Consider the following 14,827-nt stretch of genomic DNA (forward strand, 5'->3'; position numbering starts at 1 on the left):
CGAAAGGGGATGGACAGATGAATTACGATAAATCGGTTGTGAATCGGTTAAAGCGAATCGATGGCCAAATAAAAGGTGTTTTGAATATGATTGAACAAAATAAAGAGTGCCGCGATGTGATTACACAATTATCAGCTTCACGTAATGCAATTGATCGGACGATTGGTCTAATAGTGAGCATGAACTTGGAACAATGTGTAAGAGAAAATGTAGAAAAAGGCGAAAGTACCGAGGAACTTGTAAAAGAGGCAGTTAACCTATTAGTAAAAAGTAGATAATGAGGCCGCGACATAAGGGGTCAGACCCCCTTATTGCAAGCCTCACTCTTTTTATTGTGAAATATACCCATATAGGTATAAGGGTGAGTTGAAGAAAGGGATGTGAAAATGGATATTATGCAACTAATTTTTGTAATCATTATTGCCTTATTTGTGATTCTTCGGTTTCTCCCAACAAAGGGTGTTACGAATATTACAATACAAGAGGCGAAGGATAAACTAAAAGATAAAGATATTCAATTTATTGATGTACGTACACCTGGTGAATATAAAGCAAATCACCAAGCACGTTTTAAAAATATTCCCCTTGCAAATTTGGCAGGACAACAAATAAATAAATTAGATAAAGAAAAAGAGATAGTTGTAATTTGCCAAAGTGGCATGAGAAGTAAACAGGCAGCAAAACTTCTCAAAAAACAAGGTTTTCAGCAAATTTATAATGTAAGAGGCGGTATGAGCGCTTGGCATTAAGGAGAGATTGTGCGCATGGCTAAACAGGTTACACCAGAGGAAGTAAGGAATCGTATTGAAAATGGTGAGAAAGTAGAAATAATTGATGTTCGGGAAAGTGCGGAAGTAATGAGTGGGAAAATACCTGGTGCGATACACATTCCTTTAGGGACGCTCGCTCTACGAAAGGATGAATTAGACAAAGATAAGAACTATATTATGGTTTGCCAATCAGGTAACCGTAGTAAAGCAGCGTGTGGAATACTGGAAGCATTAGGGTATAAAGTAGAGGATATGGTCGGCGGAATGAATAACTGGAAAGGAAACATACAGTAGTAAATGGAAAGTTAAAAGGTTAACCCTTTTTCTTTCCCTTTTTTATTAAGATTTTTTAATTGGCCTACGATATACCTGCGTTGTATATTGCTTCACGTGTTGGTAAATGTAACTTACAATGAATGTAGATGGAGTAGTGAAGAGATATATATGAAAAAGATGGATTTGAAGGGGGCGACCATTTTGAAGGTTTCAATACATGGCAACGAGCTAGAATTGAAAATGGGTGATATCACAAAGCAAACGACGGATGCAATAGTGAATGCTGCGAATGGATTGCTAATGGGCGGTGGTGGTGTAGATGGTGCAATACACGAAGCGGCTGGTGCAGAACTGTTGGAGGCGTGCAAACAAATACGTCAGGAACAATTAAACGGAGAATACTTGGCTGTGGGCGAAGCTGTTATATCAAAGGGATATCATTTATCAGCTAAGTATGTTATTCATACCGTAGGACCAATATGGTATACAGATGTGGAAAACAAGGAAATGTTATTAGCAAATTGCTATAAAAATGCATTAAAAATTGCGGTTGATAACGGCTTATCTAGTATTTCCTTTCCTTCCATATCAACGGGAGTTTATCGCTTTCCAGTTGATTTAGCAGCAGAAATTGCCATGAAAACAATCGTAGACTTTTTGCGTGATCACGCATTTGGAAAAGTTGTGATGACGTTGTTTTCCGAAGAGGATTATAAAATTTATACAACAAAACTAAAACGTGTTCTACAGTAACTTTGCTGATTGCTCCTCACCATTTACATAAAAATAAAAAGGGGGCCGGGACAAATAAAATGTACCCTATAAGAAAGACACTTAAAAAAGGTCTCTCTTATAGGGGTCTGACCCCCCTCATCCAACTACTATAACTAGGAAAAGGCTCATTACATATGGAATGTAGTAGTTGAGGGATCTGACACTTTGGTTTTGTCCCAGCCTTACGCTATTTTACAACTAATACTGGACACGTTGCCTCGTCAACAACCTTCTTACTTACACTACCTAGGACGAATTCCTTTATACCATTTAGACCACGATTTCCGATGATGATCAGATCGATATCTTTTCCTTTAGCAAAATCGGTAATTTCATTTGCAGGTTTGCCTGTTAGGATTTCGTAGTCTGCCTCTACTATATGAGAGAGCTGTACCCGTGCTTTGGAAATAACATGATCTGGTGTATAGTCCTGTTGGTTTGTATCGGACTGTCCAAGATTTGCATCTGGTGTTGGAACAAGGTCACCAGTAAGTGGTGATTGATAATAATTTGTGTTACCGGGTTGAGCGGTGATTGCATGAGCAAACGCATCAGTTGAAGGTTCATGAACATAGGCTACTGTTAAGTGAGCATCGCTAAACTTCGCTATATATTCCGCTGTTTCCAAAGCGCTCTTACTGTCATCAGACCCATCAAATGCTACTAAGATATGACGATATTCATTCATCCGCTTTCCACTCCTTTGACGTTTTGTAAAACAAAAGGATTCATATAGTGTATTCACGGATAACTGCTGTTTGAAACTTAAAGTTATATTAAAATATGATGAAGCTTATATTACAACGCATTATAATCGTCCTAGATGCAAGGATTGAAGAAAAGCAATGGAAAGTGATTATGACTCCATTCCCCAATCAGAGTTTAAGATTACTTTCAACGTATCTAGCTTTTCAGTTCCAATTTCCTCTTTGATTTTATCTTCAATTTCATTTTTTAGTGATTTATTTTTCTCTAAATATTGCTGCCCTAACTCTGTTAATTGAATACATTTTTCTTTTTTATTATCTTTTAGACTGTCGATGATTACTAACCCTTTTTCCGCCAGACTTTTTATGAACTTATGTGTTGCTTGTCGGGAAATATCAAGTTGTCTTGTAACATATGAAATAGTTGTTTGTTCTTTTTGATAGACTTTTGCTAAAATAAACCATTCCGAATTAGAAATATAAATATTACTATGATCATTCCACAAGCTCTCGGTTAATTTGCGTAATTGAACATGGCGCTCACTTATCAAATCAATCAGATTGAAGTCAGCATGCATTCTTTTCACTCCTTGAAGGTGGGGTCTGACCCCCTATAACATAATCTGTAATTAATATATAGAAATTAGGGAATAATATCAACTAGGTTGACAACATAGTGGAAAATAGTATAAAATTGACATATAGTCAACTAAGTTGACAATATAGTCTAAAGGAGCTAATAAAATGTATAAGATTGATGATTTGGTCATCTATTCAGGACATGGGATATGTAAGGTAGATGATATTAGTGAAAAGACTTATGCGGGAGTTACGAGAGCATACTACGTATTAAGTCCAATTGAAAATGACAATCAATTGACAATTAGTACTCCTGTAGATAATAGTAAGAAAATGATCCAAAACTTAATGGATAAGGATGAGGCGGCAAATATTTTAGAGTCATTCGATTCGGAAGGTACGGATTGGATAGAAAGACCTCAATTACGTTCCAAAGTGTATCATGATATTTTACGTAGTGGAATTCGTAGCGATATTGCCAATGTAGCCAATACTTTATTAAGAAAAAAGCATGAAATTGAAATGGAAGGAAAAAAATTATCCGTGCAAGATGGAGATATTTTAGAATCCATTCAAGATATATTATTTAGAGAACTATCAATTGTATTAAAAACGCCTTATGAAAAAATCATTGGAAAAGTGGAGCAAAGTTTAAAGAAAATCTCATAATGCAACGTACAGCATGTAACAGATTTCCTGTTCATGTATGTAACTAGTTAGATGCTGTATTATCCCTCATGGACCCCCGTCTTTTAATCATTCCCTCTGTGAAACGGCATATGTGTGGCCAAAATTAATCCATATCACTTAAAAATATACGAGAAAGTAAAAAAGTAGTTCACCTTGAAGGAAAGAAAGGATCACTTCAAAAATGAACTACTTTTTGTCATACATGCGAATATATGATAGGCTTTGTGAATTAGATAGAAGCCTCATAGATTGATTTTACTGCTTTTTCAAGTACAGTGTTAAATTCCTCATCTGTTTGATTAGCATTTAAATCTTGGCTTAATGCGCGAGAGAAACTTGCAATAAGGCCATTGTTTTCTTTTAATTTTTCGTTAGCAACATCTGCAGAATAGCCACCGGATAGTGCAACAACACGTACGACTCTTGGATGGTCAATTAATTCTTTGTATAAGTTTGCTTCTGTAGGAATTGTTACTTTTAACATGACGTTTTCATCTTCACTTAAGTTATCGAGATGACGATGAATTTCTGCTTTTAGTAAAGCTTCACATTTTTCCTTTTCTGGGCTGTGAATATCAACTTCTGGTTCAATGATTGGAACAAGTCCTGCTGCGATAATTTGCTTACCAACTTCGAATTGTTGATCAACAACAGCTTTAATTCCTTCTTCATTTGGTTCTTTAATTACGGAGCGCATTTTTGTACCAAAAATATGGCGTTCATTTGCACGTTTTAATAAACTATCAAGTTCTGGCATTGGCTTCATCAGTTGTACGCCGTTTGCTTCTTCAGCAAGACCTTTATCAACTTTTAGAAATGGCACAATACCTTTTTTATCAGCTAAATAATCAGCTGTATACATATCTTCAATTTTACGATCCATTGTTTGTTCAAAAAGAATAGCACCTAAAATATACTTCGAATCAAATGCAGGTGAAGTAATAATTCTTGTCCGCATTTCATGGACTAAATCGAACATTTCTTCTTCGTTTTTATAGGCACTTTCTTGTACACCGTATTCCGCCAAAGCTTTTGGAGTACTACCACCACTCTGGTCTAGTGCAGCAATAAACCCTTTATCGTTTTTGATTCTTTCAAAATGATTTTGATTCATCATTTTCACTCCTTTTCCAGTATAGTTTCATCAGCACTTCGGAAAATATACATTACCTCATGTAGAAGTAACTTTCCTTCATTTTAACACGTTCAGAATAAAGGATATAGTCATGCGAATTAATGAAACGGTTACATTTGGAAAAAGTTTTAACTGCGAATTTTTACGGTAGGTAAATGTGCAATTATCACTGTTAGGCGTATGTATAAGGGGTTATTTTAATATGGGTATATAAATATTAGTTATGCATTTATATAAAAAATATATATTTTATTTATATAACCTTTCTCGTTATACTAAATGTAGATGACAAAAGGGAGTGGCCATAATGGAATATATTATTTTATTTATAATTGGTATTACTTCGACAACGCTAGGGACATTGGCTGGAGGCGGAGGGCTCATTAATTTACCGGCTATGCTGTTTATGGGAATACCTGTTCACTCAGCTATTGGGGCAAATAAAGTATCAAATACAGTGAGTTCCTTCTCAAGCTTTTATTATCTGCTTAAAAAGGGGGAAATATCTATAAAAGAATCATATTGGATTGTCCCTGTAAGTATTGGCGGTGGCGTGAGTGGAGGTTTTATTGCATCACGGATTACGGCAGAGCATATGTATGTGATGGCAATTGCACTACTTTTTATTGCATTTATCGTATCATTTTTAGGAAAAGATAATTTTGCTGGTAAAGAGCGCTTAAAGTTTAGCAAGGGCAGTGTATTAGGGCTTTATAGTATTGGAATATATGATGGACTATTTGGCCCGGGGCAAGGGACGTTAATGCTTTATTTGTTTAATTACCTAAATATCGCCTATATTCGTGCGGTAGGAATGATGCGCCTCGCCACGTTTTCAAGTTGTTTTGGAGCGGCGATTACGTATATTGCCACTGGAAAAGTAATGTGGGCAGTAACATTAGCACTAATGTTGGGATCCCTTGCAGGAGCACAGATTGGTGTACGGATAGCTGAAAAGTTAAAACCTGCATATGTGAAACCGGTATTAAGAATGGTGACAGTAGCATTGATTTTTCAAATTGCTGCGGAGCATATTTTATAAAAGACAACGAAAGATAGAGACCTATCTTGGTCAATTTGTGATGTGATGTTCGACTCGAAAAAAGGATGGTTTGTTGCTGTGAAAGTTATGCAATAGCTAATTTGTAAAGGATGTTGTTGCTGTGGGGGTTATGTAATAGCTGATTTGTACAGGAATATGGGAGTGGATATTCAAATCACATTTTAAATATCAAAATTATGCGTACTAAAATGAAAAATCTTATTTTTTTCATATAGTTACATGGGTGAAATATGATACAATGGCCGCAGTGTATCATATGAAATGTAGCCAGATTTTTTGAAAGTAGGTTCTCCATGGATATATTACTTTTCTTCATCATTATTTTAGTCGCTTCCATACTGCAAACGAGTACAGGATTTGGTTTTTCTATTTTAGCGACACCATTTTTGCTCCTACTATTTGAGCCATTTGAAGCAATCCAGATTAATCTTCTTTTATCACTCGTCATTTCAAGTGCCTTAATAAGAAAAATTACCAAAGATATTGATTTTGGCATATTAAAGAGATTCTTAGTTGGTAGCATAATGGGATTACCGATTGGTCTCATGGTCTTTTTATTATTAGATATAAGTAAATTGAAATTAGGAGTAAGTATTATTATTTTAGGTTTAACATGTATGCTCATGATGAGATTCCGAGTCAAACGCAGTAGAGGAAGAGATGGCATTGTTGGAGGTTTATCAGGTGCTTTAACAACTAGTATTGGGATGCCTGGACCGCCGATATTATTATATTTTTCGGGAACGGAGACGCAAAAGGAAAAGTTACGCGGGACAACTTTAGCATTTTATTTGTTTATTTACTTGATAAGTTTTATCATTCAAGTGATTGTTGTTGGGACAAATCAAACAGTTTGGATTTCAAGTGGGATTGCTTTGCCACTAGTTTTCGTAGGTTTGTATGTAGGCCAGCTTTTATTTAAACGAATTAGCGAACAAGCCTTTCGCATATTTACATATATTATCTTACTATTCACCGGGATATACCTGCTTGTTGAAAGTCTAGGATAGGGGGTCAGACCCTTGAAAGCGAGGAGTTTTGAATGGGATTTATTTTTGTGATTATGGTGGTAGTGACGCTTATTGCGATAGAAGTTCAGTTAAGAAGGCTAAATAAAACAAATGGAAAGATAGTAGAACTACTTGAAGAAAAAGGCAAAGATTGAATTCTCACAAACGGACTTGTGAAGTAAAGGGGCTGTTCGGGACTTTTTGCGAAGCAACTCCCCTATAAACATTGACTTATAACTGTTTATGACCTCTACTTTTATTCATTGGTTGCTCCTTTGTAGAAGATTTCTTCTACAAAGGAGCTTTTTTATTTCTGTAAATAAAAATGTTCATTTTATCAACCTATGGGATTTTTATCCATGCATGCAAAACCGATGGGGTCAGACCCCTATAAAAGTCCTTTCTTCTCCAAATCCTATCGTTGTAACTGTGGTATGTGGATAATCTTTTAATAATGCTTGTAATTCCTTATCTTTATCAATCATATGTTCCACGACTGGAAAGGCCTTCAGTAGATCTTTCAATGATTCTGGTGATGTGGCAGTTTTACTCGTTGGAAAAGTATGGCTTGGGATAACATATTTAACTTCTAATAAATTTTTCACTGCATATGCAGCTTCTTTCGGCCCCATGGTAAAGTGCCCCGATGACGATAATATGGCAATATCAGGTTCATACATATCCTGAATCAACTTCATATCAGACATTAATGCTGTATCACCGGAGTGGTAAAGGGTATAATCATTTACAAAATCAAAGACATATCCAGCTGATTCCCCAGCATATACAGGTGTCCCATTCGTTTCATTGTAAGAAGACGAGTGTCTCGCTTGTACCATCGTAACTGTAACATCATCAAATGAAACCGAACCACCTAAATTGATAGGCAATACATTTTTAATTCCTTGCCCAAGGAGGATTAAGGCTAGTTCATATTGGGCAACAATCATTATATCTGGCTTATGCTCCACTACTTTTGCAAGACCACTCGTATGATCAAAGTGCCCATGTGTTAAAAACACACAATCAATCGCTTGAAAAAACTCCTTATGATTTAATTGTTGAGGAAATCCTGGATTTAAATCAATAAATGGATCAATTACATAGTTGTTGCCTTCTTTACTCGTTAACTGGTACATGGCATGGCCAAGTCGTAAAACCTTCATCTTATTACCCCCTAAGTTTTTAAAATCCCATCATCAATGTATGTCTAAGAAGGTAAATAAGAACTGTATATTGCGGTTAAAAAGCAATAGATATTTTGGGGGTTCTGTAAGTAGCATATAGGCACTATATTTTGTATGCCATATGGCTAGTATTATAATGGATTTGCAATAAGTTAATTGGAGGGATTTTCATGGAAGCACGTATAGATTATTATAAAGTTGCACCACAGGCCGCAAAAATTATGATGGACTTTGAAAAGTATATAAAATCCACCAATCTTGAATCAACCTTATTAGAACTCGTTAAAACACGAGCATCACAAATAAATGGCTGTGCTTTTTGTTTGGACATGCATACAAAGGACGCACGAGCAAACGGTGAAACAGAGCAACGGCTTTATGCATTAAATGCATGGCGTGAAACTGATTTTTATACCGAAAAGGAACGTGCAGCTTTAGCACTAACAGAGGCAGTTACACAAATTTCAACCAATCATATATCAGATGAATTATATCGTGAAGTACGTAAACATTTTGCTGAAAAGGACTTTGTTGATCTTGTTTATGCGATTAACACGATTAATAGCTGGAATCGGCTTGCAATTACAACGCGTGCTGTAGCAGGCGTGTATCAACCTAGAAATTAGTAACAAATAATACCCTGGAATAGAAGTGAGTGGTAACGTTATAGATTGTAACGGTGTGTACGGGATTGTAGTCAAATGGATAATAGATGGTTTGTATTGGAAAGTTTGTTGTTCAATAGCCTTCTGATTGCCTTTCTTTAAAAATCCCGCTACTATTTTCTTAGCAGATTGTTTTATTTTTTAAAACGAAAGGTTGAGTCTATATGACATTTGAAAAAGTTTTACCTTTATTAAAAGAAGGAAAAAAGGTTATTCGTGAGGGTTGGGCTGGTGCTGAGTTGTATATTAAATTAGTAGAAGAAAGCACACATGATAACGAAAAGTTAAATCCTTACTTTTTAATTAACGTTGTAGGGGAAGGATATACCATGTTCACTCCAACAGTTTGTGATATTTTAGCTGAGGACTGGAAGGTAGTGGAGTAAGAGATTTTTTAAATATGATAGATGAAAAAAGGAAAGTATCGTTACTTTCCTTTTTTTGTGAAACAACAAGGTTGGAGGATGAAAATGAATTTTCCAGAGTATAAAGGGAAGACAGTATTTATAGCGGGAGCTGCTTCAGGTATTGGTCATGCACAGGCGATGGCTTTTTTAGAAAATGGCGCAAATGTATTTGCACTTGATATAGACGAGCAAGGATTGCGTGAACTTGCGCAGCAATATAAGCATCGCTTTTATTATGTTGTTGGTAGTGTGGCAGACAAGCATATTGTCAAGGAAGCAGTTGCAAAGGCAATTACGACATTTTCAGAAATAAATATTTTGCTAAACACTGCAGGGATTTTAGATGGTTATGCAACGACACTTGATACGGATGAAGCGCTATGGGATAAAGTGATGAATACAAATGTGAAGGGAATGTACTTTGTAACAAATAAAGTGCTTCCACATATGCTTGAGAAACAAAATGGTGTCATCGTGAACATCGCCTCTATTGCAGGTCTTGTTGCCGGTGGTGGTGGAGCGGCCTATACGGCTTCAAAGCATGCAATTATTGGGTATACCAAACAGCTCACGTATGATTATAGTCGTAAAGGTATACGTGCGAATGCAATCGCTCCCGGTGCGATTCAAACACCGATGAATCAAGCAGATTTCGCGGGAGATGGCGAAATGGCAAAATGGGTTGCCGCTGAAACTCCAGCTGGCAGATGGGCACAGCCAAGGGAAGTAGCAGATCTAACGCTTTTTATAGCAAGTGAGGCAGCAAGTTACATGCATGGTGCGGTCTTACCGCTTGATGGTGGTTGGATTGTAAAATAGAAAGTATACAAGGTGGAAAAACTTGTGATACAATATGCAGGCAGGCAAAACAGAGCTTGCACTACGGCACTTAGTCTTCTTTGGTCGTAGTTATTACTAAAATAGCGGGATAGCTATTTTACAAAGGAGAATAAAAATGAATAAATCTGTTTCAAGTCATCCTTCGCGAACTTCTGTTCATGAGTTGACAAAAGTATCGCTAGTAGCAGCACTTTACTTTGTCGTTACCGTTATGTTAGCGGTCATAAGCTTCGGTGCGATTCAACTACGACTTTCGGAGATGTTTAATTACTTAGCACTGTATCATAAACGTTATGTTGTAGCTGTCACGTTAGGAGTAGTTTTTGCTAATTTTATGTCACCAACATGGGCACTTGATGTTCCAATTGGTGGGATTGCGACATTCCTAGTGTTAGTTTTATGCCGTGCAGTGACAAAGAATATGAAAAACCATATTGAGAAGATGGCAGTAACTGCTGTAATCTTTGCAATATCGATGTTTACCGTTGCCGGTCAGCTGCATATTCTTTTAGATTTACCATTTTTCTATACATGGTTTATCGTAGGTGTGGGTGAATTATTATCTATGACCGTCGGTGGATTTATCATATATTTTGTAAGTAAGAAAATTGATTTAACGAAGTAATTATATTGAGATTTGGGAGTAATGATTATCCGTTGGGTAAACATTGCTTCTTTTTTTATTTGGGTAATTTATGATTGGGGATGGGACTTATATATTGCTGCTTTCTATCCGATTTTCTTTTTATTTTACTAATTTTATGTGGCTTTTGGATGTTGTGGGATAGATGCTTTGTGTGGTAGTTTTTGACCGGTGGATAATGTGGAGCTTTTTATTGGGAGAACTAATTGGCTTTATGGGCGGCATGATGTAAGGAAAACTCTAAGCCCTTGATATACCAAGGGTTAGAGCACTTCTCTTCATACCGTGGTCATTTTATTGGTCATAAGCGCCGATAAAATCACTCTAAATATGGAGGTCTCTCATTGAGGCCTCTTTTTCTAATCCTCTAGTCAGATGTCCGTAAATTTCGTCCGTGGTCGCTACTGAAGAATGTCCGAGCCTATGGGAAATGACTTTCATATTGACAGTCGCTTCGATTAATAATGAAGCGTGTGTATGCCGGAACGAGTGTGGTGTGATGTGCTTACATAAGTCGGGCATTTTTGCTAGCAGACGTTGCAGACGGTTGGAAAATTGCTTAATTGTACACGGATAGCCTTCTGAACATGTAAAAATGAAACCCTGGTCTTATATAAGCGTTTATTTTTCTTAATAAATTCGTTTTGCTTATCCTTTAGTTCCTTTAATAACTTCATGATGGTCAAATCGATCAGTATCTTTCTCATGGAGCTCCTTGTTTTAGGTGTTTGCAACTCAAATTCGCGCTTATTGTTACTAGGGTTATAGTCGGTCTTCGTAATTGAAAGAGAAGAATTCTGAAAGTCTAGATCCTTCCACTGAAGTGAAATGACTTCTCCTATTCGCATGCCGGAATAAGCGAGAAGACTGAAGAATTCATAGTCGTTCGGTAAGCCTTCATCTTTTGCAATTTTCAAGAAAACCTTTAGTTCTTCCTTTTCTAGAAAAACGAGTTTTTCTTCGTTTTCTTCGTATTCAAGGTTCTTAGGCAGTTTATAGTTGTCCGTTGGATTTTTGTTGATATAATCCATTTCAATCGCATAATCGAATATCATTTTAGCGACGATATGGATGCCTTCCCTCGTGTTATACATATATTTAGATACTAGAGAATTCATATACTGCCTGTACACTTGTTTTGAAATTTTTTGAATGGGTGTCTGTGCCCACACGCTTAATAAATGTTGGCAGAGCTTTTACGGTTTCTCGTGGAGCTTTTTTTCTAGTAAAAGGATAAGACTCTATCCATTCCTCATATAACGCCTGGAACTTCATGTTCTCCCCTTGAAAGTACTCACCTCGTTTAATTTGCAGCTCAATCTCCAACGCTGCCAACTCTGCCTCTTCTCGTGTTTTAAATCCTCTTCGTTTAATTTGTCGTGGTTTGTTTGTAATTGGATCTTTCCCATTAGAAACGACAAAGTACCATGACGACTTATCTTGGTTAATATAAGCCATTCTCTTTTATCTCCTTCATGACGTTTGCTGTTCACAGAAAACGAATATCAAAGAAGAGAACTGCCGAACTTACTCCAGATCAAAAAGTAATTGAACCATCTTCAATAATTTCTCTCTTTCTCCTTTCTCTAATATTTTCCCCTGCACCATAATGATATTTTTCTTATCCTCTAAAATGGAATCTATCTCATAGTAAGTAGCAGAGGGCAGTTTCCAACTCATCGTGTCCTTGTCTACATAGTTGCTGTGCATGACCAGCTCGTTATATTCCATATCCAACTGTTTAGCAATCTTACGTAGAGTGCTTGGTTTCGGCTTTTCGATATGGTTATTTTCAAGCTTGGACAGGTAGGACTTTGATGAATCAATGAGTATAGCCAGTTGATCGAGAGTTAAGTTCTTACCTAATCTTCTTTGACGTACTATTTCCCCTAATGATTTCATCTCGATTCATCCTTTGAAAAATGATGTGTGTAGCTACCATATTACAATATGTTTTGTTGGATATCAAAGTTTATATAACGGAAACTAATAAGTTTATTATAAACTACAAAACTACATGTAGTTTACTGATATCATGCGGTTATATAGGCTTTATACGATTGTCTAAATATCACCGGAAAAAGTTGAGTTTACAGTAAACTTTTTGGTTGCTTTATAAAAAACTCTATTGTAAAATGTGGTCAACTTGGTCATTAAAGTTTCATAGTATTTGAGACTATTGCTTAATGACAGCAGAGGGGAGGTGAGCTTAATGAGAATCATGGAAATCAATGAAGAGGCAATCAATCAACTAGTTTTAGAAAAAGTGGACGAGCATATTCGCTCACTGGAATTGGAAGAGGATGTGTATTTCATGGATGCCAGACAGTTGGAAAAATACCTTAGCTTGTCCTGGCCGACAATCTCGAAAGTTTTCCTGAGTGACCCAGACTTTCCAACGTTAAAAAAGGGGAAATGCTATATGTTCCACAAAAAAGACGTTGATCGTTATTTAGATCGCTATTACGAGGAGTTAAAGCATAATGGGAGAGATATTTTGAAGTATCGGAGGAAGGGTTGAAACCAATGCAGAAGCACAAAAAAGCCCCTTAACTCACGGCAATGAGTTAAATGGGCTAACACAAAATTGTTCAATTCCATTTTATCGCATGGAAGTTATAATCGCAACGTCGCAGTTTAGGGGGCGTTGTGATTGATGGCGCATGAAATGTTTAGAGAAGAAGTGAAGGGGTTTGGAATTCCAGACCCTTTTTTCACTAAGGATAATAGATTATATAGGGTAAATCGTATTTGTTGCTGAAGTCTTGAACGATCTTTTTAATGACGAAGGAATGGACATGCCAGTCAATGACTTCCCGGAACTCTTCTTCACCATCTGTGCAGAGAATAGTCATGCAGATCGGCCGAAAAATGTATTGATTGAAATTCTGGAAGAGCTAGACGCCAACAGAAGCCATATTTTTGATGAATACGAACCGACCAATGGCACCCATGCCATCGTGAATAAAGAGGGCTTATTTTTGACTGTAAACTATGTGAAACAGAAATTAGGATCTGACGCTAAACAAATTAGGGAAGCTTGGATGAAGCAACAGTTAACGATTCAGCAAAAGAATCAAGGAAATATAGTTGATTATAAAGTCGTAAGGCATAAAAAGCGTAGTCAGCGTGCTATTCATGTAAATCAAGAGTTATTAGAAGAGCGGGGGTTCAATTTTTCTAGAAACAGTTTTTAAATCTACTAGGTATGAGCATGGTATCTTGTAATTCAATACCTGTAAATACCGTCATCATAGGGTTTGCGAGGATTACAAAGAAAGAGGTTACTAGAAAAATTACAAACCATATGTGTGAGGATTACAAGTGAAATTACAACTTGTAATCCTCTTTTTAGTCGATCTGCTGCGGTTTGCGAAGAGGAGTTACAAAATTACAAGTTTTATAGCTTAGATATATTACTTTTTCCTAATGACATTTCCAGTTATCTGTAAGTCACTGTCTTGTGACAAGCTGTCAGCGCTGGTATCATTGTAATAGGACTACTTACTCAAAGTGAAAATGAAAAGAAGTACAAATCTTATTAATAGCTAAAAAAACTTATAAGCTTAATGAGTGGAAAATAAGAGAATAAATAATGATAGCGAGGTATTGAGAAAGATGAAACTTATACGAACTAGTATTGAAAATTTTCGTTCTATCAATAAATGTCACATTAATCATGATAAAATAACTGCGCTGGTTGGGAAAAACAATTCAGGAAAATCTGCAGTATTGAGGGCACTAAATGCCTTTTTTAATTACATAGAAGAAGAACCTCATTTTCATTCAGGAGCACATCAATATTCGAATGCTAGCCATACAAGAATAGAATTAACTTTTAGTAATGTTCCAAATAACGATAGGTACGCCAGATTGTTAAATGGAAATGAACTTGTTTTACGAATGACATACTCACGCTCTTCGGGTAAGAGAAGCCTATTCTATAAGAAAAATGGAAAAACAAATCCTTTACCAGAGTCATGTATTTCGCAAGTGAAAAGTGAGCCACTTCGCAATTAAATTTTGAACCACCCTAAAATAAATAATTATTCATCAGTTGATTCGTTTTTTAGCCATTCCT

General features: G+C 36.3%; 22 protein-coding genes. 14 read left to right on the top strand and 8 right to left on the bottom strand.

Annotated features, from left to right (window positions below; all coding sequences use genetic code 11):
• Positions 1–17: 17 nt before the first annotated feature.
• From ACFFIS_RS14800 to ACFFIS_RS14815, 4 genes are all read left to right on the top strand, one after another.
• Positions 18–278, top strand: coding sequence for a metal-sensitive transcriptional regulator (locus ACFFIS_RS14800; RefSeq protein WP_320380543.1), 261 nt, complete (start codon positions 18–20; stop codon positions 276–278).
• 108 nt (positions 279–386) lie between these two features.
• Entirely contained in the window at positions 387–749 is a 363-nt protein-coding gene (locus tag ACFFIS_RS14805) for a rhodanese-like domain-containing protein (RefSeq protein ID WP_320380659.1), read from the top strand.
• A 15-nt stretch (positions 750–764) separates the two neighbouring features.
• Positions 765–1,064 carry a rhodanese-like domain-containing protein gene (locus ACFFIS_RS14810; protein ID WP_390188157.1) on the top strand — a complete coding sequence of 100 codons (300 nt, stop codon included), beginning with the start codon at positions 765–767 and terminating at the stop codon, positions 1,062–1,064.
• 183 nt (positions 1,065–1,247) lie between these two features.
• A complete protein-coding gene (locus ACFFIS_RS14815) occupies positions 1,248–1,799 on the top strand; it encodes an O-acetyl-ADP-ribose deacetylase (protein WP_320380542.1) in 552 nt (183 codons plus the stop codon).
• Between the two features lie 208 nt (positions 1,800–2,007).
• On the opposite strand, the gene ACFFIS_RS14820 is transcribed toward ACFFIS_RS14815, so the two are convergent.
• Positions 2,008–2,508 carry a universal stress protein gene (locus ACFFIS_RS14820; protein ID WP_390188159.1) on the bottom strand — a complete coding sequence of 167 codons (501 nt, stop codon included), beginning with the start codon at positions 2,506–2,508 and terminating at the stop codon, positions 2,008–2,010.
• Between the two features lie 168 nt (positions 2,509–2,676).
• Positions 2,677–3,105, bottom strand: a complete 429-nt coding sequence (locus ACFFIS_RS14825) for a MarR family winged helix-turn-helix transcriptional regulator (RefSeq protein WP_320380540.1) — start codon at positions 3,103–3,105, stop codon at positions 2,677–2,679.
• Positions 3,106–3,271: 166 nt separating this feature from the next.
• Here ACFFIS_RS14825 and ACFFIS_RS14830 point away from each other — a divergent pair, with 166 nt between their 5' ends.
• Positions 3,272–3,775: a CarD family transcriptional regulator gene (locus ACFFIS_RS14830; RefSeq protein ID WP_320380539.1), complete on the top strand. Its 504-nt coding sequence runs from the start codon at positions 3,272–3,274 to the stop codon at positions 3,773–3,775.
• A 250-nt stretch (positions 3,776–4,025) separates the two neighbouring features.
• Here the strand turns inward: ACFFIS_RS14830 and ACFFIS_RS14835 are convergent, their stop codons facing one another.
• Positions 4,026–4,910 carry a fructose bisphosphate aldolase gene (locus tag ACFFIS_RS14835; RefSeq protein ID WP_390188161.1) on the bottom strand — a complete coding sequence of 295 codons (885 nt, stop codon included), beginning with the start codon at positions 4,908–4,910 and terminating at the stop codon, positions 4,026–4,028.
• Positions 4,911–5,238: 328 nt separating this feature from the next.
• On the opposite strand from ACFFIS_RS14835, the gene ACFFIS_RS14840 reads away from it, so the two are divergent.
• Entirely contained in the window at positions 5,239–5,973 is a 735-nt protein-coding gene (locus ACFFIS_RS14840; protein ID WP_390188163.1) for a sulfite exporter TauE/SafE family protein, read from the top strand.
• A 314-nt stretch (positions 5,974–6,287) separates the two neighbouring features.
• Positions 6,288–7,004 (top strand): sulfite exporter TauE/SafE family protein, encoded by a 717-nt coding sequence (locus ACFFIS_RS14845; protein ID WP_320380538.1) that lies wholly within the window; start codon positions 6,288–6,290, stop codon positions 7,002–7,004.
• Between the two features lie 380 nt (positions 7,005–7,384).
• Here ACFFIS_RS14845 and ACFFIS_RS14850 read toward each other — a convergent pair whose 3' ends face one another.
• On the bottom strand, positions 7,385–8,170 hold the full coding sequence (locus ACFFIS_RS14850) for a metal-dependent hydrolase (RefSeq protein ID WP_320380536.1): 786 nt from the start codon (positions 8,168–8,170) through the stop codon (positions 7,385–7,387).
• Positions 8,171–8,361: 191 nt separating this feature from the next.
• Here ACFFIS_RS14850 and ACFFIS_RS14855 point away from each other — a divergent pair, with 191 nt between their 5' ends.
• The 4 genes from ACFFIS_RS14855 to ACFFIS_RS14870 all read left to right on the top strand — a co-directional run bounded on the left by ACFFIS_RS14855 (position 8,362) and on the right by ACFFIS_RS14870 (position 10,728).
• Positions 8,362–8,817, top strand: a complete 456-nt coding sequence (locus ACFFIS_RS14855) for a carboxymuconolactone decarboxylase family protein (protein WP_320380535.1) — start codon at positions 8,362–8,364, stop codon at positions 8,815–8,817.
• A gap of 203 nt (positions 8,818–9,020) precedes the next feature.
• Entirely contained in the window at positions 9,021–9,242 is a 222-nt protein-coding gene (locus tag ACFFIS_RS14860) for a DUF2829 domain-containing protein (protein ID WP_320380534.1), read from the top strand.
• Between the two features lie 84 nt (positions 9,243–9,326).
• Positions 9,327–10,082, top strand: coding sequence for a 3-oxoacyl-ACP reductase (locus ACFFIS_RS14865; protein WP_390188164.1), 756 nt, complete (start codon positions 9,327–9,329; stop codon positions 10,080–10,082).
• A 136-nt stretch (positions 10,083–10,218) separates the two neighbouring features.
• Positions 10,219–10,728 carry a QueT transporter family protein gene (locus ACFFIS_RS14870; protein WP_320380532.1) on the top strand — a complete coding sequence of 170 codons (510 nt, stop codon included), beginning with the start codon at positions 10,219–10,221 and terminating at the stop codon, positions 10,726–10,728.
• 342 nt (positions 10,729–11,070) lie between these two features.
• On the opposite strand, the gene ACFFIS_RS14875 is transcribed toward ACFFIS_RS14870, so the two are convergent.
• The 4 genes from ACFFIS_RS14875 to ACFFIS_RS14890 all read right to left on the bottom strand — a co-directional run bounded on the left by ACFFIS_RS14875 (position 11,071) and on the right by ACFFIS_RS14890 (position 12,648).
• The gene (locus ACFFIS_RS14875) at positions 11,071–11,343 is read right to left on the bottom strand and encodes a tyrosine-type recombinase/integrase (protein WP_390188266.1); all 273 of its coding nucleotides are present in this window, start codon (positions 11,341–11,343) and stop codon (positions 11,071–11,073) included.
• Entirely contained in the window at positions 11,274–11,840 is a 567-nt protein-coding gene (locus tag ACFFIS_RS14880) for a site-specific integrase (protein ID WP_390188165.1), read from the bottom strand. The genes ACFFIS_RS14875 and ACFFIS_RS14880 overlap by 70 nt, the downstream gene beginning before the upstream one ends.
• Positions 11,841–11,844: 4 nt before the next feature.
• Positions 11,845–12,204, bottom strand: a complete 360-nt coding sequence (locus tag ACFFIS_RS14885; protein ID WP_320380530.1) for an Arm DNA-binding domain-containing protein — start codon at positions 12,202–12,204, stop codon at positions 11,845–11,847.
• Positions 12,205–12,273: 69 nt separating this feature from the next.
• Positions 12,274–12,648, bottom strand: a complete 375-nt coding sequence (locus ACFFIS_RS14890) for a helix-turn-helix domain-containing protein (RefSeq protein ID WP_390188167.1) — start codon at positions 12,646–12,648, stop codon at positions 12,274–12,276.
• A gap of 310 nt (positions 12,649–12,958) precedes the next feature.
• Here ACFFIS_RS14890 and ACFFIS_RS14895 point away from each other — a divergent pair, with 310 nt between their 5' ends.
• The 3 genes from ACFFIS_RS14895 to ACFFIS_RS14905 all read left to right on the top strand — a co-directional run bounded on the left by ACFFIS_RS14895 (position 12,959) and on the right by ACFFIS_RS14905 (position 14,766).
• A complete protein-coding gene (locus ACFFIS_RS14895) occupies positions 12,959–13,267 on the top strand; it encodes a hypothetical protein (protein WP_390188168.1) in 309 nt (102 codons plus the stop codon).
• A gap of 277 nt (positions 13,268–13,544) precedes the next feature.
• Positions 13,545–13,943: a hypothetical protein gene (locus ACFFIS_RS14900; protein ID WP_320380526.1), complete on the top strand. Its 399-nt coding sequence runs from the start codon at positions 13,545–13,547 to the stop codon at positions 13,941–13,943.
• Between the two features lie 421 nt (positions 13,944–14,364).
• Positions 14,365–14,766: an AAA family ATPase gene (locus ACFFIS_RS14905; RefSeq protein WP_390188169.1), complete on the top strand. Its 402-nt coding sequence runs from the start codon at positions 14,365–14,367 to the stop codon at positions 14,764–14,766.
• Positions 14,767–14,827: the final 61 nt, after the last annotated feature.

The organism is Paracerasibacillus soli, assembly GCF_042432965.1.
Classification (GTDB): Bacteria; Bacillota; Bacilli; order Bacillales; family Amphibacillaceae; genus Paracerasibacillus; species Paracerasibacillus soli.